We start from the raw sequence: 16,949 nt of genomic DNA, 5'->3' as shown, positions 1-16,949 counted from the left end.
GATCCGCATGGCGACGACTCCGCTGCTTCCCGGGTCCCGGACCGACGCCGACGGCTCGGCCGTCGTCCGGGTGCTCAGCTACAACATCCGCTCGATGAAGGACGACACCGCCGCCCTCGCCCGGGTGATCGGCGCCTGCGCGCCCGACCTGGTGCTGCTCCAGGAGGCGCCCCGCTTCTTCCGCTGGCGCAAGAAGCTCGCCCGGCTCGCCTCCGACTCCGGCCTGGTGATCCTCTCCGGCGGGGCCACCGCCGCCGGGCCCGCCCTGCTGTGCTCCCTGCGCGCCACCGTCGAACGGACCGAGGACGTGCTGCTGCCGCTCACCCCGGGGCAGCACCGGCGCGGCTTCGCCACCGCCGTCGTGCGGTTCGGCGGGGCCCGGCTCGGCGTGCTGAGCTGCCACCTCTCCCTGCACGCCGGCGAACGCCACGAGCAGGGCGGGATGCTGCTGGACCGGGTGGCCGGGATGGGCGTGGACCACGTCGTCGCGGGCGGGGACCTCAACGACGAGCCGGCCGGGCGCACCTTCCGGCGGCTGGCCGGCGCCCTGACGGACTGCCGCACCGCCGCGCCCTGGGGCGGCGAGCACACCTGGGTGCGCGGCGACCCGCCCAAGCGCATCGACGCCCTGTTCGTCACGAAGGGCGTCGAGGTGCTGGGCTGCGGCGTGCCGTACGACCAGCCCGGGGTGACGGAGGCGGACCTGCGGGCGGCCACCGACCACCTGCCCGTACTGGCCGCCCTCGCCGTGCCCCCGGCTGTCTGACGGCGGTCAGACCACCGCGCCCCGGCCCGGATCGTCGTCGTCCTCGTCGTCCGGGCGCATCCGCATCACCAGCGTGACCGCGCCGCCCAGGAAGCCGCCGATGCACAGGGTGGTCAGCCACCAGGACATCTCCCAGCCCAGCAGGATCGCCAGCAGGAGCAGCACCGGGGCGCCCAGCACCCCCAGCCAGGCGAACCTGGAGGTCGCGTCCCCCTCCGGCAGCGGCGGCGGCTCCGGCGGCACGAAGTGGCCCTCGTCGCTCTCGTCGAGGTCCTCCTCCGCCGGCTCGGCCACGCTGTAGTCGCGTGGGCCGACCCCCGGCGCGAAGGCCACGGAGCCGCCCAGCGGCCTGTCCGGCGGCTCCTCCTCCGCCTTCCGCGGCGGCGCCTTGGTCCCGGCGCCGTCCTCGTCGTTGGTCTCGGCCTCCAGCAGCGCCAGGTCCTCCACCGACTTGAACGGCTTGGCGCCCGGCGGGTCCGGCGGCTCCTCGCCGTACCCGGCGACGATCGCCTCCCACGCGGCGCCCTCGTCGAAGGGGACGCCCTTGTCCTCCGGCTCGCGGCCCTCACGGTCCGCGTCGTGGTCAGCCACCTGTGGTCGTCCCTTCCTCGCCGGGACCGGGCTCCCTGACGGCGCCGGGCGCGAGCCGGCCGATGAACGCGGTGCTCTCCCGGAAGATCAGCTCCGCGTCGTGGTCCAACGTCGCCACGTGGTAGCTCCGTTCCAGCAGGATCTCCGTCACGTCCGCCGACGACACCCGGGAGAGGACGCGCGCCGAGTCCGCGGGCGGCACCACATGGTCCTGCGGGCTGCGCATCAGCAGCAGCGGCTGCGTGACCCGGGGCAGCTCGCGGTCGACGATCCGGAAGAAGGTCCGCAGCGAGTGCGCCGCGTGCAGCGGCACCCGGTCGTACCCCAGCTCCCTGGTCACCGGCTTGGCGATGTCGCTCGCGATGCCCTTGGTCGCCGGGACGAGATGACGCAGCACCGGAAGGGCGTGCGCGGTCACACCGTGCACCTTGTTCGCCGGGTTGACGACCATCACGCCGCCCACCGCGTCGCCGTGCCGCGCCGCCAGCCGCAGCGCCAGCGCGCCGCCCATCGACAGTCCGGCCACGAACACCCGCGCGGAGCGGTCCCGCAGCAGCCGCAGCTCGCGGTCCACCTCCGCGTACCAGTCCTGCCAGCCGGTCACCCCCAGGTCCTGCCAGCGGGTGCCGTGCCCGGGCAGCAGCGGCAGCGACACGGTCAGCCCGCGCCCGGCGAGATGCTCCGCCCACGGGCGCAGCGACTGCGGCGAACCGGTGAAGCCGTGGCAGAGGAGGACTGCGGTCTCCCCGCCCTCGTGGCGCAGCGGCTCGGCTCCGGTCAGGAGCGGCACGTCGGCCTCCTGTTCCTGGGGACTCGTGGAAGGTCCGGCACGTCGTCCCGGCCGGCGCGCGGCCGGCACAGGGATTGCAGGACCTTCACCGTACGCGACCGCACTGACACCGACCAGGGCCGTCGGGGCCTCGGACCGCGCTCCGGGATATGGTCTGACCAACACGCACAGGAGGCACTCGGTTGTTGTACGGCACGATGAAGGTCGCCATCGGAGGGCCGCTGAAGCTCGCCTTCAGGCCCTGGGTGGAGGGCCTGGAGAACGTCCCCGCCGAGGGCCCCGCCATTCTGGCCAGCAACCACCTGTCGTTCTCGGACTCCTTCTTCCTCCCCGCGGTGCTGGACCGCAAGGTCACCTTCATCGCGAAGGCGGAGTACTTCACCACCCCGGGCGTCAAGGGCAGGATGACGGCGGCCTTCTTCAAGGGCGTCGGCCAGCTCCCCGTGGACCGCTCCGGGGCGCGCGGCGCCGGCGAGGCCGCGATCAAGAGCGGCATAGAGGTGCTGGAGCGCGGCGAGCTGTTCGGGATCTACCCCGAGGGCACCCGCTCGCCCGACGGCCGCCTCTACCGCGGCAAGCCGGGCGGCCTGGCGCGCGTGGCGCTGGCCACCGGGGCGCCGGTCATCCCGGTCGCCATGATCGACACGGAGAAGATCCAGCCCCCGGGGCAGGTCGTGCCCAAGCTGATGCGCCCCGGCATCCGGATCGGCAAGCCCCTCGACTTCACCCGCTACCAGGGCATGGAGCACGACCGCTTCGTGCTCCGCGCGGTGACGGACGAGGTCATGTACGAGATCATGAGACTGTCCGGCCAGGAGTACGTCGACATGTACGCCACCGCCATGAAGCGGCAGCTCGCCGAGGCGGCCAAGGCCGAGAAGGAAGCCGAGAAGGCCGCCAAGGCCGCCCTCGCCCGCGCCGACAAGGAGCAGGCGGAGAAGCTCAGGGCGGCCATGGAGCAGGCGGACCGGGGAGGGTCCGGGGGACCGTCCGAGCGGTAGCCGGGCCCGGCACGCACCGGGGGGAGTGGGGGGACATGGCCCAGCGCGACAGAGTCATGCGCATGTCGGTCGAGCAGCCGCTGTGGCGCGCGCTCGCCGGCTACCGCGTCCTGGCCATGATCTACGCGGTCGGCCTGTTCGCCGCCGCCCACGACGGGTTCACCCGCCCCTGGCTCGCCGTCGCCTACTTCGCCGTCCTCGGCGTGTGGACCCTCGCCACCCTCCCCAAGGTCGCGAGCGCCGCCGCCTGCACCAAGCCCTTCCTCGCCGTCGACCTCGCCCTCGCGCTCACCGGCATCCTCATCACCCCCGTCACCGACGCCGTCCAGCGCGTCCACGACGGCGGCCCCACCCTGCCGTCCATCTGGACCGCCGGCTCGGTGCTCGCCTTCGCCGTCAAGGGCGGCTGGCGCTGGGCCGCCCTCGCCTCCACCCTGGTCGCCGTCGCCAACCTGGTCGAGCGCGGCAGCCCCGCCCGCGACACCGTGCACAACGTCGTCCTCGTCTGGGTCGCCTCCATCGCCATCGGCTACGTCGTCGAGGTCGCCCGCGCCTCCGAGCGCACCCTCGCCCGCGCCCTGGAGATCGAGGCCGCCACCCGGGAACGGGAGCGCCTGGCCCGGGACATCCACGACAGCGTGCTCCAGGTGCTGGCGATGGTGCAGCGGCGCGGCGCCGTCATCGGCGGCGAGGCGGCCGAGCTGGGCCGGCTGGCCGGCGAGCAGGAGGTGGCCCTGCGCACCCTGGTCTCCGGCGGCCTCGTCCCCGTCTCCCGGGCCTCCGAGGACACCGCCCGGGGCGCCGTCGTACGGACCGTGGAGGAGGACGGGCCGGAGGACGGCGGGCCGGTGGACCTGCGGTCCCTGCTCGCCCCGCACGCCGGGTCGAGGGTCGGCCTCGCCGAACCCGGCGCGCCCGTGACGCTCGCCCCGGACGCCGCGCGCGAGGTGGCCGCCGCCGTCGGCGCCGCCCTGGACAACGTCCGCCGGCACGCCGGGGAGCAGGCCCGCGCCTGGATCCTGGTGGAGGACGAACCGGACGAGGTGATCGTCACCGTCCGCGACGACGGCCCCGGCATCCCCGAAGGACGGCTCGCCCAGGCCGAGGGGGAGGGCCGGCTCGGCGTGGCCCTGTCCATCCGGGGCCGGCTGCGCGACCTCGGCGGCAGCGCCGAGGTGATCTCGGTGCCCGGACAGGGCACGGAGGTCGAACTCAGGGTGCCCAGGCGCCGGCAGGAGACCAACGACCCGCGGGGGAAGGCGGAACAGCGATGAACAGGACGACCGGCACCACCGGCACGCCGATCAGGGTGATGGTGGTCGACGACCACCCGATGTGGCGGGACGCCGTCGCCCGCGACCTCTCCGAGTCCGGCTTCGAGGTCGTCGCCACCGCCGGCGACGGCGACCAGGCGGTCCGCCGGGCCAAGGCCGCCGTCCCCGACGTCCTCGTCCTCGACCTCAACCTGCCCGGCAAGCCCGGCGTGCAGGTGTGCAAGGAGGTCGTCGCCGCCCACCCCTCCGTCCGCGTGCTGGTGCTCTCCGCCAGCGGCGAGCACGCCGACGTCCTGGAGGCCGTGAAGTCCGGCGCCACCGGCTACCTGCTCAAGTCCGCCTCCACCGGGGAACTGCGGGACGCCGTGCGCCGCACCGCCACCGGCGACCCGGTGTTCACCCCCGGCCTCGCCGGACTGGTCCTCGGCGAGTACCGCCGCCTCGCCTCCGAACCGGCCGCGCCCGCCGCCGGCGGCGAGGATCGGAAGGCGCCCCGGCTCACCGAGCGCGAGACCGAGGTGCTGCGCCTGGTCGCCAAGGGCCTGAGCTACAAGCAGATCGCCGAACGCCTCGTCATCTCGCACCGCACCGTGCAGAACCACGTCCAGAACACCCTCGGCAAGCTGCAGCTCCACAACCGGGTGGAACTCGTCCGGTACGCCATCGAGCGCGGCCTCGACGACGAGTAGCCGCTCCGACGCCCCGCGCCGGCACCGCGGCCCATCAGGCCCGAGCGTCCCCGCCCGCGGCCCCGTATCCTCACCCCCACGGAAAGAAACCGGCGCACACCCCCGGAGGGGCCCGTGGAACTGCTCGCCTTCGGCGTACAAGCCGACGAAAAGCCCCTCATCGAGCGAGCCTTCGCGGACCACCACGCCGTCCGCGGCCTGGACGTCTTCCTCAACACGGACACCGCCCCCATCGCCGCCGGCCACGAGGTCATCTCCACCAGCGTCAACTGCGACCTCGGCGCCGACGTCCTGTCCGGTCTCGCCGCCGGCGGCACCCGGATGGTCGCCCAGCGCTCCACCGGCTTCAACAACATCGACCTGGACGTCGCCGACCGCCTCGGCATCACCGTCGCCCGCGTGTCGTCGTACTCGCCGTACTCCGTCGCCGAGTTCGCGTGGACCCTCGCCATGGCGGTCAACCGCCGGATCGTCCGCGCCTCCACCCGCACCCGTGACTTCGACTTCCGGCTGGACGGGCTGATGGGCCGCGACCTGCACGGCCGCACCGCCGGTGTGCTCGGCACCGGGAAGATCGGCGAGGCGTTCGCCCGTATCGCGCACGGCTTCGGCATGCGGCTGCTCGGCTGGGACGTCGCCGAGAACCCCGCCTGCCGCGAACTCGGCATGACGTACGTCCCCAAGGAGCGGCTGCTCGCCGAGTCCGACCTGGTCAGCCTGCACGTCCCGCTGCTGCCGGAGACCCGGCACCTCATCGACGCGACCGCGCTGAAGACCATGCGGGACGACGCGATCCTGGTGAACTCCAGCCGGGGCGGCCTCGTCGACACCGCCGCCCTCGTCGACGAACTGCGCGCGGGCCGCTTCACCGGCGTCGGACTGGACGTGTACGAGGCGGAGGCGGGCCTGTTCTTCCTCGACAAGTCCCTGGAGGCCGTCGACGACGACACCCTGGCCCGCCTCGTCACCTTCCCCAACGTCCTGGTCACGTCCCACCAGGCGTACTACACGGTGGACGCCGTCACGCAGATCGTCGCGACGACGGTCGACAACGTCCTCGACTACACCGCGGGCCGCCGCTCCGAGAACGTGCTGGTGCCGCGCGGCTGACGCGTCGTCCCCGCGCGGCCGGGGAACGCACCGTCCTGACGACGGTGGCCCCGTGGCTCCCACGGCACGGGACGGTCACGGCTGCCGGAGCACCGGCTCGGGCATCAGCGCGGCGATGACGGCCGGGCCGTTCAGCGTCAGCACGGACTCGGGGTGGAACTGCACGGACGCGAAGCCCGGCCCCCGCAGCGCGTGCACCTCGCCGTCCGCGGAGCGGCTCACCTCGACGCCGTGGGCGGCCAGCTCCCGCGCGGCCTCCTCGTCGCAGTGCGCCACGAAGCTGTTGTAGAAGCCGACCGTCTCCCGCCGCCCGAACAGGTCGATCTCCGTCTGCGCCCCCTGGTACGGCACCTCCTTGCGGACGATGTCCAGGCCCAGCTCGGCCGCGATCAGCTCGTGGCCGAGGCAGACGCCGAGCATGCCGTGCCGGTTGCCGGCGATCGCCCCGGCGGTCAGCTCGCGCAGGAACCGCATCTTCGGGTCGGCCGTGTCGGAGGGGTCGCCGGGGCCGGGGCCCAGCACCAGCGGGCCCTCGTGCGCCGGCACCGCCTCCCGCAGGCCGGGCTCGTCGTAGCGGCGCACGGTGACCTCCAGTCCGGCCGCCCGCAGCACATGGGCGAGCATCGCGGTGAAGGTGTCCTCCGCGTCCACCACCAGCGCGTGCCCGGTCAGCACGTCCGACCGCTCCTGCATCCGCAGCCAGAACGGCGCGAGCGAGGCCCGGCGCCCGTCCAGCGCCGCCCGCACCCGCGGGTCGTCCGCCAGCTTCGGCCGCACCGCCTCCGCGCGCGGCCGTCCGGGGCGCACGCCCAGCGCGGCCAGCACCCCGGCGGCCTTGGCGTGGGTCTCCGCGACCTCACCGGCCGGGTCCGAGCCGCGCACCAGCGTGGCGCCGACCGGCACCCGCAGCCGCCCGTCGGCGTCGATGTCGGCGGTGCGGATCAGGATGGGGGAGTCCAGCGTCTGGGCGCCGCCCTCGTCGCGGCCGAGCAGGGCCAGCGCGCCCGCGTAGTAGCCGCGTCCGCCGGCCTCGTGCCGTTCGATCACCCGGCAGGCGTTCTGCACCGGCGAGCCGGTGACGGTCGCCGCGAACATGGTCTCCCGCAGCACGTCGCGCACGTCCAGCGAGGACCGGCCGCGCAGCTCGTACTCGGTGTGCGCGAGGTGCGCCATCTCCTTCAGCCGGGGCCCGATCACGACGCCTCCCATGTCGCCGACCGTGCACATCATCTTGAGCTCCTCGTCGACGACCATCGACAGCTCCTCGATCTCCTTGCCGTCGGCGAGGAAGCGGAGCAGGTGCTCGGGAGTGGGGCCCTCGGCCGGGTAGCGGTAGGTGCCGCTGATCGGGTTCATCACGACGGTCCCGCCGGACGCCCGCACATGCACCTCGGGGCTGGCCCCGACCAGCGTCCGCCCGCCCGTCCCCCGCCCCCGCCCTTCCGGAGACGGCCCTTCGGACCCCTTCCCCTCACCGGTGTGGACGACGAACGTCCAGTACGCGCCCCGCTCGCCCTCCAGCAACCGCCGGAACAGCGCGAGCGCGTCGGCCCGCCCGAACCCGGGGACCGTGCCCCCGTACGTTCTGCGGATCACGAAGTTGGCGCCCTCGCCCCGGCCGATCTCCTCGTCGAGCACGCGCCCGACGATCCGCGCGTACTCCTCGTCGCCGACGTCGAAGCCGCCGCCCTCGACCCGCACGTCATGCGCGGGCAGCGCCTCCAGGACCTCGGCGAGCGGGAACGCGTGGCGCTCCTCGGGGGTCAGCACCAGCAGGGGGGTGCCGTCGTCGCGGACGTCGAAGCCGCGCTCGCGGATCTGCCGGAAGGGCACCAGCGCCAGGCCCTCGTCGGGCAGGTCGGCCAGGCGTTCGTGGGCCGTCACCGGGCCGATCAGCAGTTCCACCGTGTCGTGGTCGTGGCCGGGGGTGCGGCGGCGCAGCAGGGCGAAGGGGCGGTCGTCGTGGGGGAGCCGTGCCAGGTCCATGGGGCGTTCCTCGTTTCGTCGCTGTCGTGAGCGGTGAGGAACGGCCCCGGAAACCACCGAAGGCCGCCCCTCGGGCGGCCTTCGCGAAGTCGGTGCGTACGCGCAGTCAGTGGGCCGCCGGAGAAGCGGTCCACCACCAGGTGCGGGTCGAGTGCGCGAACATGGACGGCACGCTACACGATCCCGCCCGTGACGCGTGAGCGTCGGCGCCCAGGACGCTCCCCGCCGGCGCGGGAACGGCCGGTTCCGGCCCCGCCCGCCCGGCCGGACGGAGCCGTCTCACTGGATGAGCGGGGCGAAAGGCACGCGAAGCGACCGCGTACTGTGGAGCCCGTGACCGTGAACGCTGATTCTCTGAGCGTCGCCGCACAGGCGACATGGCGGAACCTGCCCGCGGCGCAGCAGCCCGAGTACCCGGATGCCCAGGCTCTGCGCGATGTGATCGCCGAGCTGGAAACGTATCCCCCGCTGGTGTTCGCCGGCGAGTGCGACCAGCTGCGCGCCCGTATGGCGGCGGTCGCCCGAGGCGAGGCGTTCCTGCTCCAGGGCGGTGACTGCGCCGAATCGTTCGACGCGGTGTCCGCCGAGCACATCCGGGCGAAGCTCAAGACCCTGCTCCAGATGGGCGCCGTCCTCACCTACGCGGCCTCCGTGCCCGTGGTGAAGGTCGGGCGGATCGCGGGGCAGTACTCCAAGCCGCGCTCGAAGCCGACCGAGACCCGCGACGGCGTGACGCTGCCGACGTACCGCGGCGACTCGGTGAACGGCTTCGAGTTCACCGAGGAGGCCCGGGTCCCGGACCCCGAGCGGCTGAAGCGCATGTACCACGCGTCGGCGTCCACGCTGAACCTGGTGCGCGCCTTCACCACCGGCGGTTACGCCGACCTGCGCCAGGTGCACGCCTGGAACCAGGACTTCGTGAAGTCCTCGCCGTCCGGCCAGCGCTACGAGCAGCTGGCCCGGGAGATCGACCAGGCGCTGAACTTCATGCGGGCCTGCGGCGCGGATCCGGAGGAGTTCAAGACCGTCGAGTTCTTCTCGTCGCACGAGGCGCTGCTGCTCGACTACGAGTCGGCGCTCACCCGCGTGGACTCCCGCACGGGTCAGCTGTACGACGTGTCGGCGCACATGGTGTGGATCGGCGAGCGCACCCGGCAGCTGGACCACGCGCACATCGAGTTCGCCTCGCGGATCCGCAACCCGATCGGCATCAAGCTCGGCCCGAACACGACGGCCGAGGAGGCGCTGCAGTACATCGACCGCCTCGACCCGGAGCGGGAGCCCGGCCGGCTGACGTTCATCGTCCGGATGGGCGCGGACAAGATCCGCGACCGGCTCCCCGAGCTGGTGGAGAAGGTGACCGCGTCCGGCGCGACCGTGGCGTGGGTGACGGACCCGATGCACGGCAACACCTTCGAGGCGGCCTCCGGGCACAAGACCCGCCGCTTCGACGACGTGCTCGACGAGGTGAAGGGCTTCTTCGAGGTCCACAAGGAGCTGGGCACCCACCCGGGCGGCATCCATGTGGAGCTCACGGGTGACGACGTCACCGAGTGCGTGGGCGGCGGCGACGAGATCTTCGTCGACGATCTGCACCAGCGCTACGAGACGGCGTGCGACCCGCGGCTGAACCGCAGCCAGTCGCTCGACCTGGCGTTCCTGGTCGCGGAGATGTACCGGGACCAGTGACCGGCTGAGCCGGCCGACGGCGTCGGGGGTGGGGCGTGTCTCACACGGGATCGCGCCCCACCCCCCTTTTGCGCCCTTCGAGGGCGCAGGTAAGGTTAGGTTTGCCTCACCGGCGGAGGGTCGGTACGGCACGACCCAGCTCTTCGTCGGGAGGTGACCCGCGTGTTCGTCTGCAGCTGCTTCGGCGTGACCGAGGAACAGGTGAGGAGCCACGCGGAAGCCGGCGCCTGCACGCCCCGGCAGATCGCCTCCGCCTGCAAGGCCGGCACGGACTGCGGCGGCTGCGTCCGGCGCATCCAGGCGCTGCTCGGCCGCGGCGCATGCTCCCGGCGCCGGCTCGCCGACCAGGGTGAGCGGCCGCTCGCGGCGGAGGTCCCGGCAGAGGTCCCGGAAGCCGCGTAGGCGGTCTCCCGGCGCCGTCAGGGCGACTTGAAGCCGTGCGTCCCGGGGCCCGAGGGGTCCGGCTGGGACTGCTCGATGACCGTCGACAGGTAGAGCGCCTCGCCCAGTTTGTCGATCAGCTCCAGCTGGGTGTCCAGGTAGTCGATGTGGAGCTCCTCGTCCGCCAGGATCGCCTCGAAGACGTTGGCCGAGGTGATGTCGTTCTTGTTGCGCATGACCTCGACGCCGCGGCGGAGCCGGTCGATCGCCTCGAGCTCGATCTCGCGGTCGGCCTGGAACATCTCGGTGACGGTCTGCCCGACGCGGACGTGGAACAGCCGCTGGTAGTTCGGCAGGCCGTCGAGCAGCAGGATGCGGTCCGTGAGCAGCTCGGCGTGGCGCATCTCGTCGAAGGACTCGGCGCGGGTGTACTCGGCGAGCTTGGTCCAGCCCTTGTGGTCCTGGAGCTTGGAATGCAGGAAGTACTGGTTGATCGCCGTCAGCTCGGCGGTCAGCTGCTCGTTGAGGAACTCGAGGACCTCGGGATCGCCCTGCATGACACGGGCTCCTTCCGCGTGGGGGGAATGTGCGGGTCGGGGCGCATGATTACACCCACGCGTAAGATCGTCCAGTAAGTCTTGACTTAGTAAGTAATCCCACGGTTGACCCTTTTTGATCCGGGATGACCGAATATCGGGAGCCCGGTTCAGGAGCATGGCCACCGGTCTGTCAGGATGGAGACATGGGTCAGCCGGCGGAACGCGAAACGGGGGAGCGCGCGACACGAGGAGCGGCGGATCGCCGGCTCCCGCCGGGACAGCGGCTCCAGAAGGGCTGGCCGGTCACCCACTACGGGCCCGTCCCCAAGTTCCGCCCGGAGCGCTGGGAGTTCCGCGTCTTCGGCGCCACCGCCGACGGCGGGAAGCACTGCTGGAACCACGAGGAGTTCACGGCGCTGCCGTACACCACCGTCGAGGCCGACCTGCACTGCGTGACCAAGTTCAGCATGGTCGGCGCGGAGTGGGGCGGGATCCCGGCGCGCACCGTCGTGGAGATCGCCCCGCCCGCCCCCGACGTCACCCATGTGATGGTGTGGGCGGAGTACGGCTTCAGCTCCAACCTGCGGCTCGCGGACTTCCTGTCCGACCGCACCCTCTTCGCCACCCACAAGGACGGCGAGCTGCTCACCGCCGAGCACGGCTTCCCGCTGCGCCTGATCGTGCCCCACCTGTACGCGTGGAAGGGTCCCAAATGGGTCCGGGGGGTGGAGTACATGACCGCCGACCGCCGGGGCTTCTGGGAGGAGCGCGGCTACCACAACGTCGGCGACCCCTGGAGGGAGCAGCGCTACTCCTACCAGGAGGAACCCGGGGACGGCCCCGAGCCCTGACCTCCCGTACGGCTCAGCCGTCGCGGAGCTTCTTCAGCCGCTCCACGTCCGCCGCGTGCCCCTCCTTGCCGCCGGGTGTCTCGATGACCAGCGGCACGCCCGCGGTCTCCGGGTGCGTCATCAGCGCCCGGAACGGATCCTCGCCGATGTGTCCCGCCCCGATGGGGGCGTGCCGGTCCTTGTGCGCGCCGACGACGTCCTTCGAGTCGTTGGCGTGGATCAGCTTCAGGCGGCCCGCGCCGACGGTCGCCACCAGCTCGTCCAGCGCGCGGTGCGCGCCGCCGGGCGCGGCCAGGTCGTGCCCGGCCGCGAAGACGTGGCAGGTGTCCAGGCACACCCCGAGCCTCGGATGGGCGTCCAGCTCCCGGAAGTACGGGCCCAGGTCCTCGACCAGGGAGCACAGCGAGGCGCCCTGGCCCGCGGTCGGCTCCAGCAGCAGGTACGGGTCGTCGTCGCGGGTCAGCTCGTCCAGCAGCGGCAGCATGTGCTCCCGCACCTGCCGGAGCGCCACGGCCCGCTCGCGTCCGCCGGTCGCGCTGCCGGTGTGCACCACCACGCCCAGCGCGCCGATCTCCCGGCCGCGGCGCAGCGAGTGCCGCAGGGACTCCGCCGACCGCTCGACGGTCGCCGGGGTGTGGGAGCCGAAGTTGATCAGGTAGGGGGCGTGCACGTACGCCGGCATGGACGCCTCGGCGCAGGCCGCGCGGAACGCCTCGTCCTGCGCGGGGCTGCCGGCCGGGGTGGCCCAGCCGCGCGGGTTGGCGACGAAGACCTGCACGGTCTCCGCCCCCAGGTCACGGGCGTAGGACAGGCCGACGGAATGCAGACCGCCGGCCACGGGGACGTGACTGCCGATCGGGTTGCGGGCGGGGCCGGACGGGTGACTCTTCACCCGTCAAGGGTGTCACGGACGCGCACGTCACCCGGACGGCCCCCGCCGTCAGCCGATCCTGATCGTGATCGTCGAGCCCTCGGGCGCGGTGTCGCCGCCGTCCACCGACTGGTCCTTGACCGTGTCGCGGAACAGACCCAGCAGACCGCGGTCCTCCTTCACCGAGAACCCGGCCTCCTCCAGCTTCCGCCGGGCCTCGTCCGCCTTGTCGCCGACCACGTCCGGCACCTCGACCATCACCGGGCCCTTGGACAGCGTGAGGGCGACCGTGTCGCCCTCGGCGGCCTGTCCGCCGGCGCCCGGGGACTGCCGGGCCACCCGGCCCGCGTCGTGCTCGGAGTGGACCCGCCCGTCGGCGATCTCCACCTCGAGCCCGGCCTCCTCCAGTTCGGCGCGCGCGTCCTCCGGGTCGTCGCCGGTGACGTCGGGCACCTCCACCGGGCTGCCCTTGCTCACCGTCAGCGCCACCGCGGAGCCCGCGCGGACCTCGGTGCCCTTGCCCGGCTCGGTGGAGACCACCGAGCCCTTGGCGACGGAGTCGCTGAACGCGCGGGTCACCATGCCCGGCTCCAGGCCCCCGTCCTCCAGCAGCGACCGCGCCTTGTCCAGCGGGTAGCCGTCCAGGTCGGGCACGCGGACGGTCCGCGGGCCCTGGGACACGGTCAGCGACACCGAGGCGCTGCCGCGGACGCGGGCGCCCGCCGCCGGGTCGGTGCTGATCACCTTGCCCCGCTCGACGGTGTCGCTGTACTCCTCCTCGACCTCGCCGACGTCCAGCCCGGCGTCGGCGAGCCGGTCCCGGGCCTCCTGCTCGGCCTTCGACAGCAGCGGCGGGACCTCGGTGAACTGCCCGGAATTGATGTACCAGACGCCCGCGCCCAGGCCCAGCACCAGCAGCACGGCCACGACGACCGCCGCGGGCCCGCGGCGCAGCGCCGTGCGGCGACGGGGCGGGAGCGGCGGAGGGGACTGCAGACGGCTGGTGCGGTTCACGGCGTGCGCGCCGCCGTCCTCGTCCTCGTTCACGGGGAGGGGGCGCGGCACGGTGAGCGAGCGCGGGATGACGCTGGTGCGGTCGTCGGCGTTGTCGTGCTCCGCCGAGAGGGCCTGCGGGGGCATCGCGTCGAGCTGCTCGTCGGTGAGCCGGCCACGCACCTCGCGGGCCACGGCGAACAGCGCCACCGCGTCGGCCGGGCGGGCCTCGGGGTCGCGCGCGGTCGCCGCCGCGGCCAGCGAGTCCAGCGCGGGCGCCAGGCCGGGCACCACCGCCGAGGGCGGCGGCACGTCGTCGTGCAGGTGCTTGTAGAGGACGATCGCGGGGGAGTCACCGTCGTGCGGCTTCTCCCCGGTCAGCATCTCGTACAGCAGGATGCCGCAGGCGTACACGTCGACGCGGGGGTCGGCGGAGCCGTGCTCTATCTGCTCGGGCGCCAGGTACGACACCGTGCCCAGCACGGTGCCCGTGCTGTCGCGGGTGACCGTGTCCACCGCGCGGACCAGCCCGAAGTCGGCGACCTTGACCCGGCCGTCGTCCCCGATCAGCACGTTCTCCGGCTTCATGTCGCGGTGCACGAACCCGGCCCGGTGGGCGGCGCCCAGCGCGGCCAGCACCGGCTCCAGGATGTCCAGCGCGGCCCGCGCCTGCAGCGCCCCGCGCTCCCGCAGCACGTCCCGCAGGGTGCAGCCCGGGATGTACTCCATCGCCAGGTAGACGTACCCTCCGTCGGCGCCCTGGTCGAAGACCTGGACGACGTTGGGATGGGCCAGCCGGGCGACGGACTTGGCCTCGCGGATGAAGCGCTCCACGAAGCCGGCGTCGGAGGCCAGCGAGGGGTGCATCACCTTGAGCGCGAGGACACGGTCGAGGCGGGCGTCCAGGGCCCGGTAGACCGTGGCCATCCCGCCGACGGCGATCCGCGCGTCGACGCGGTAACGGCCGTCGAGCACCTGCCCGACCAGCGGGTCCTGAAGGGTCGTGTCCACGCAGCGAGTCTACGAGCCCGCGACGACAGCCCCGGCCCGGTCGGCCACCGTTGGAGCGGACCTGTGACCTGTGCGACCCGGCCGCGTCCCGGCGCGGGCCGTCCCGCGGGTCAGAAGGCGGGCCTTTCCGGGTCCAGCACGGCCCGGCCCCCGGCCGGCGAGGACGCCTGCGCGAAGTGACGCCGGGGGATGCGCCCCGCCCGCCGCGCGAGCCGTCCCGCCTCCACCGCGCTCCGCATCGCGGACGCCATCAGCACCGGCTCCTGGGCGCGGGTCACCGCCGACGCCAGCATCACGCCGGCGCAGCCCAGCTCCATCGCCAGCGCCGCGTCGGACGCGGTGCCCGCCCCGGCGTCCAGGATCACCGGCACGCCCGCCCGCTCCACGATCAGCTCGAAGTTGTGCGGGTTGCGGATGCCGAGACCGGACCCGATCGGCGAGCCCAGCGGCATCACCGCCGCGCAGCCCACGTCCTCCAGCCTCCGCGCCAGCACCGGGTCGTCGTTGGTGTACGGCAGCACCGTGAACCCGTCGTCGACCAGCGTCTCCGCCGCGTCCAGCAGCTCCACCGGGTCCGGCAGCAGGGTCCGCTCGTCCGCGACGACCTCCAGCTTCACCAGGTCCGTGCCCAGCGCCTCCCGGGCCAGCCGCGCGGTGAGCACGGCCTCCCCGGCGGTGAAACAGCCGGCCGTGTTCGGCAGCACCTCGACGCCCAGCTTCCGCAGCACCGACAGCACCGACCCCTGCACCGAGGGGTCCACCCGCCGCATGGCGACGGTCGTCAGCTCGGTGCCGGACGCCACCAGCGCCCGCTCCAGCACGTCGAGGCTCGGCGCCCCGCCGGTGCCCATGATCAGCCGGGACGTGAAGGTCCGGCCACCCAGGACGAGGGGATCGTCGGCCATGGTCAGCCTCCTTGGACGGCGGTGAGGACCTCCACCCGGTCCCCTGCGGACAGGGGGGTGGCGGGCCACTGCGCGCGCGGGACGACGGTTTCGTTGAGAGCGGCGGCCACTCCCGAGGGGGCCGCGGTGAGCGACCTCACGACGAGGTCGAGAGCCGTGCCGGGCGGGAACCGCCGGGGCTCGCCGTTGACGGTGACGGTGACCGTGGGGTCCGGGGCGTTCATACGGACTGCTCCGCGAGGACGGGGGCGCCGAAGCGCCGGGGGGTGAACGGGAGGGCTTCTTCGGGCAGCTCGCCGGTGGTCAGCACCTGGGCCATGGCGTCGCCGGTCACGGGCGTCAGCAGCACGCCGTTGCGGTGGTGGCCGGTGGCCAGCAGCAGCCCGGCGAGGCCGGTCGGGCCGAGCAGCGGCGCGTTGTCGGGGGAGCCGGGGCGCAGACCGGCGGTCGTCTCGGTGAGCGGCAGCTCGGTGAGGCCCGGCACCAGCTCGTGGGCGTCGCGCAGCAGCTCGTAGACGCCGCCCGCGGTGACCGTGGTGTCCCAGCCCAGCTCCTCGCTGGTCGCGCCGATCACCAGCTCACCGCTCTCGCGCGGCACCAGGTAGACGTGGCTGCCGCGCACCACGGCCCGCACCGTGCGGCTCAGGAACGGCTCGGGGCGGTCCGGCATGGCCAGCCGCAGCACCTGCCCCTTCACCGGCCGCACCGGCGGCAGCACCTCCGGCGGGACGCCCGCCAGCCGCCCGCTCCAGCTTCCCGCGGCCAGCACCACCTGGCCCGCGGCCGCCGCACCGCCGTCCGCCGTGACCACGCCGGTGGCGCGGTCGCGGCGGACGACGAGCCGCTCGGCCCGGGTGCGGTGCAGGGCGACGCCGGCCCGCTCGCAGGCGGTCAGCAGCGCGGACGCCAGCCGGCGCGGGTCGATCTGGTGGTCGCCGTCCACCCGCAGCCCGCCGCGCACGCCCGGCGCGAGCATCGGCTCCAGGCGCCGGCACTCCCGCCCGGTCAGCCACTGCGAGTCCAGGCCGGAGCGCTGGTGCAGGGCGTGCAGCTCGCGCAGGTGGGCGCGGTCGTCGGCGTCCAGCGCCACGGCGAGGGTGCCGCAGCGGCGGTAGCCGAGGTCCTGGCCGGTGCACTCGGCCAGCTCGGCCGCGAAGCCGGGGTAGCGGCGCGCCGAGGCCAGGTTGAGGCCCAGCAGCGTCTGCTCACCGTGGTGCAGTTCGGTGACGGCGGCCAGCATCCCGGCGGCCACCCGGGCGGCGCCCCCGCCCGGCTCGGGGTCCACGACGGCCGTGGCGAGACCGGCCTGCGCGGCCCGCCAGGCCGTGACCAGGCCGATGATCCCGCCCCCGACGACGAGGACGTCCGCGGTACGCGTGGGCGACATGGGCGTCCAGCCCCTCCCTTCGCCGGCATGACCCGGATCAGGTTCGTACGGTCGGAGGCCGCCAGCCTCCCTCTCAGCCCGGTGCGTCCGGACTCCCGCGAGTGCGTGTACGCGG

The 16,949-nt window shown here is 73.7% G+C and carries 18 protein-coding genes and 1 riboswitch; of the genes, 8 read left to right on the top strand and 10 right to left on the bottom strand.

The window, feature by feature from the left end; all coding sequences use genetic code 11:
* Positions 1-7: 7 nt before the first annotated feature.
* Positions 8-766, top strand: a complete 759-nt coding sequence (locus ACIQ8B_RS00910) for an endonuclease/exonuclease/phosphatase family protein (protein ID WP_403544272.1) — start codon at positions 8-10, stop codon at positions 764-766.
* Positions 767-772: 6 nt separating this feature from the next.
* Here ACIQ8B_RS00910 and ACIQ8B_RS00905 read toward each other — a convergent pair whose 3' ends face one another.
* Positions 773-1,357, bottom strand: coding sequence for a hypothetical protein (locus ACIQ8B_RS00905; protein WP_403544270.1), 585 nt, complete (start codon positions 1,355-1,357; stop codon positions 773-775).
* Positions 1,350-2,147, bottom strand: a complete 798-nt coding sequence (locus tag ACIQ8B_RS00900) for an alpha/beta hydrolase (protein ID WP_403544268.1) — start codon at positions 2,145-2,147, stop codon at positions 1,350-1,352. The genes ACIQ8B_RS00905 and ACIQ8B_RS00900 overlap by 8 nt, the downstream gene beginning before the upstream one ends.
* Positions 2,148-2,344: 197 nt before the next feature.
* On the opposite strand from ACIQ8B_RS00900, the gene ACIQ8B_RS00895 reads away from it, so the two are divergent.
* The 4 genes from ACIQ8B_RS00895 (at position 2,345) to ACIQ8B_RS00880 (ending at position 6,221) form a co-directional block, all read left to right on the top strand.
* Entirely contained in the window at positions 2,345-3,148 is an 804-nt protein-coding gene (locus ACIQ8B_RS00895) for a 1-acyl-sn-glycerol-3-phosphate acyltransferase (RefSeq protein WP_290007517.1), read from the top strand.
* A gap of 35 nt (positions 3,149-3,183) precedes the next feature.
* The gene (macS, locus tag ACIQ8B_RS00890; protein WP_403544266.1) at positions 3,184-4,422 is read left to right on the top strand and encodes a MacS family sensor histidine kinase; all 1,239 of its coding nucleotides are present in this window, start codon (positions 3,184-3,186) and stop codon (positions 4,420-4,422) included.
* Positions 4,419-5,111 (top strand): response regulator, encoded by a 693-nt coding sequence (locus tag ACIQ8B_RS00885; RefSeq protein WP_403544264.1) that lies wholly within the window; start codon positions 4,419-4,421, stop codon positions 5,109-5,111. Before macS ends, ACIQ8B_RS00885 begins: the two co-directional genes overlap by 4 nt.
* A 114-nt stretch (positions 5,112-5,225) precedes the next feature.
* Entirely contained in the window at positions 5,226-6,221 is a 996-nt protein-coding gene (locus ACIQ8B_RS00880; RefSeq protein WP_106414605.1) for a 2-hydroxyacid dehydrogenase, read from the top strand.
* A gap of 75 nt (positions 6,222-6,296) precedes the next feature.
* On the opposite strand, the gene ACIQ8B_RS00875 is transcribed toward ACIQ8B_RS00880, so the two are convergent.
* Positions 6,297-8,207 carry an anthranilate synthase family protein gene (locus ACIQ8B_RS00875; protein WP_403544262.1) on the bottom strand — a complete coding sequence of 637 codons (1,911 nt, stop codon included), beginning with the start codon at positions 8,205-8,207 and terminating at the stop codon, positions 6,297-6,299.
* Positions 8,208-8,313: 106 nt separating this feature from the next.
* Positions 8,314-8,370 carry a trp operon leader peptide gene (locus ACIQ8B_RS00870; protein WP_351712869.1) on the bottom strand — a complete coding sequence of 19 codons (57 nt, stop codon included), beginning with the start codon at positions 8,368-8,370 and terminating at the stop codon, positions 8,314-8,316.
* A gap of 170 nt (positions 8,371-8,540) precedes the next feature.
* Between ACIQ8B_RS00870 and ACIQ8B_RS00865 the strand changes: the two genes are divergently transcribed.
* Together ACIQ8B_RS00865 and ACIQ8B_RS00860 are read left to right on the top strand one after the other, a co-directional pair.
* Positions 8,541-9,896: a class II 3-deoxy-7-phosphoheptulonate synthase gene (locus ACIQ8B_RS00865; RefSeq protein ID WP_290007477.1), complete on the top strand. Its 1,356-nt coding sequence runs from the start codon at positions 8,541-8,543 to the stop codon at positions 9,894-9,896.
* 153 nt (positions 9,897-10,049) lie between these two features.
* Positions 10,050-10,298 (top strand): bacterioferritin-associated ferredoxin, encoded by a 249-nt coding sequence (locus tag ACIQ8B_RS00860; RefSeq protein WP_403544260.1) that lies wholly within the window; start codon positions 10,050-10,052, stop codon positions 10,296-10,298.
* Between the two features lie 17 nt (positions 10,299-10,315).
* Here the strand turns inward: ACIQ8B_RS00860 and bfr are convergent, their stop codons facing one another.
* A complete protein-coding gene (bfr, locus tag ACIQ8B_RS00855; protein ID WP_106414610.1) occupies positions 10,316-10,834 on the bottom strand; it encodes a bacterioferritin in 519 nt (172 codons plus the stop codon).
* Positions 10,835-11,019: 185 nt separating this feature from the next.
* Between bfr and ACIQ8B_RS00850 the strand changes: the two genes are divergently transcribed.
* The gene (locus ACIQ8B_RS00850; RefSeq protein ID WP_290007481.1) at positions 11,020-11,667 is read left to right on the top strand and encodes a sulfite oxidase-like oxidoreductase; all 648 of its coding nucleotides are present in this window, start codon (positions 11,020-11,022) and stop codon (positions 11,665-11,667) included.
* A gap of 13 nt (positions 11,668-11,680) precedes the next feature.
* Here the strand turns inward: ACIQ8B_RS00850 and ACIQ8B_RS00845 are convergent, their stop codons facing one another.
* From ACIQ8B_RS00845 to thiO, 5 genes are all read right to left on the bottom strand, one after another.
* Positions 11,681-12,559, bottom strand: coding sequence for a deoxyribonuclease IV (locus ACIQ8B_RS00845; RefSeq protein ID WP_366252705.1), 879 nt, complete (start codon positions 12,557-12,559; stop codon positions 11,681-11,683).
* 48 nt (positions 12,560-12,607) lie between these two features.
* Positions 12,608-14,542 (bottom strand): Stk1 family PASTA domain-containing Ser/Thr kinase, encoded by a 1,935-nt coding sequence (gene pknB, locus ACIQ8B_RS00840; protein ID WP_403544256.1) that lies wholly within the window; start codon positions 14,540-14,542, stop codon positions 12,608-12,610.
* A 110-nt stretch (positions 14,543-14,652) separates the two neighbouring features.
* Entirely contained in the window at positions 14,653-15,447 is a 795-nt protein-coding gene (locus tag ACIQ8B_RS00835) for a thiazole synthase (protein ID WP_403544254.1), read from the bottom strand.
* A gap of 2 nt (positions 15,448-15,449) precedes the next feature.
* Positions 15,450-15,671, bottom strand: a complete 222-nt coding sequence (gene thiS / locus ACIQ8B_RS00830; protein ID WP_106414615.1) for a sulfur carrier protein ThiS — start codon at positions 15,669-15,671, stop codon at positions 15,450-15,452.
* Positions 15,668-16,834 carry a glycine oxidase ThiO gene (thiO, locus tag ACIQ8B_RS00825; RefSeq protein ID WP_403544251.1) on the bottom strand — a complete coding sequence of 389 codons (1,167 nt, stop codon included), beginning with the start codon at positions 16,832-16,834 and terminating at the stop codon, positions 15,668-15,670. The genes thiS and thiO overlap by 4 nt, the downstream gene beginning before the upstream one ends.
* Positions 16,832-16,943, bottom strand: a riboswitch (TPP riboswitch). Its footprint overlaps the gene before it by 3 nt.
* Positions 16,944-16,949: the final 6 nt, after the last annotated feature.

This window comes from Streptomyces sp. NPDC096105 (assembly GCF_044763335.1).
Classification (GTDB): domain Bacteria; phylum Actinomycetota; class Actinomycetes; order Streptomycetales; family Streptomycetaceae; genus Streptomyces.
The sequence above is the reverse complement of the archived record's forward strand: the minus strand, read 5'-3'. Positions and strand labels throughout refer to the sequence as shown.

Coding starts and splice junctions, on each gene's coding strand:
- ACIQ8B_RS00910 (WP_403544272.1), top strand. CDS start 8: ATGGCGACGACTCCGCTGCTTCCCGGGTCCCGGACCGACGCCGACGGC.
- ACIQ8B_RS00895 (WP_290007517.1), top strand. CDS start 2,345: ATGAAGGTCGCCATCGGAGGGCCGCTGAAGCTCGCCTTCAGGCCCTGG.
- macS (WP_403544266.1), top strand. CDS start 3,184: ATGGCCCAGCGCGACAGAGTCATGCGCATGTCGGTCGAGCAGCCGCTG.
- ACIQ8B_RS00885 (WP_403544264.1), top strand. CDS start 4,419: ATGAACAGGACGACCGGCACCACCGGCACGCCGATCAGGGTGATGGTG.
- ACIQ8B_RS00875 (WP_403544262.1), bottom strand. CDS start 8,207: ATGGACCTGGCACGGCTCCCCCACGACGACCGCCCCTTCGCCCTGCTG.
- bfr (WP_106414610.1), bottom strand. CDS start 10,834: ATGCAGGGCGATCCCGAGGTCCTCGAGTTCCTCAACGAGCAGCTGACC.
- ACIQ8B_RS00850 (WP_290007481.1), top strand. CDS start 11,020: ATGGGTCAGCCGGCGGAACGCGAAACGGGGGAGCGCGCGACACGAGGA.
- ACIQ8B_RS00835 (WP_403544254.1), bottom strand. CDS start 15,447: ATGGCCGACGATCCCCTCGTCCTGGGTGGCCGGACCTTCACGTCCCGG.
- thiS (WP_106414615.1), bottom strand. CDS start 15,671: ATGAACGCCCCGGACCCCACGGTCACCGTCACCGTCAACGGCGAGCCC.
- thiO (WP_403544251.1), bottom strand. CDS start 16,834: ATGTCGCCCACGCGTACCGCGGACGTCCTCGTCGTCGGGGGCGGGATC.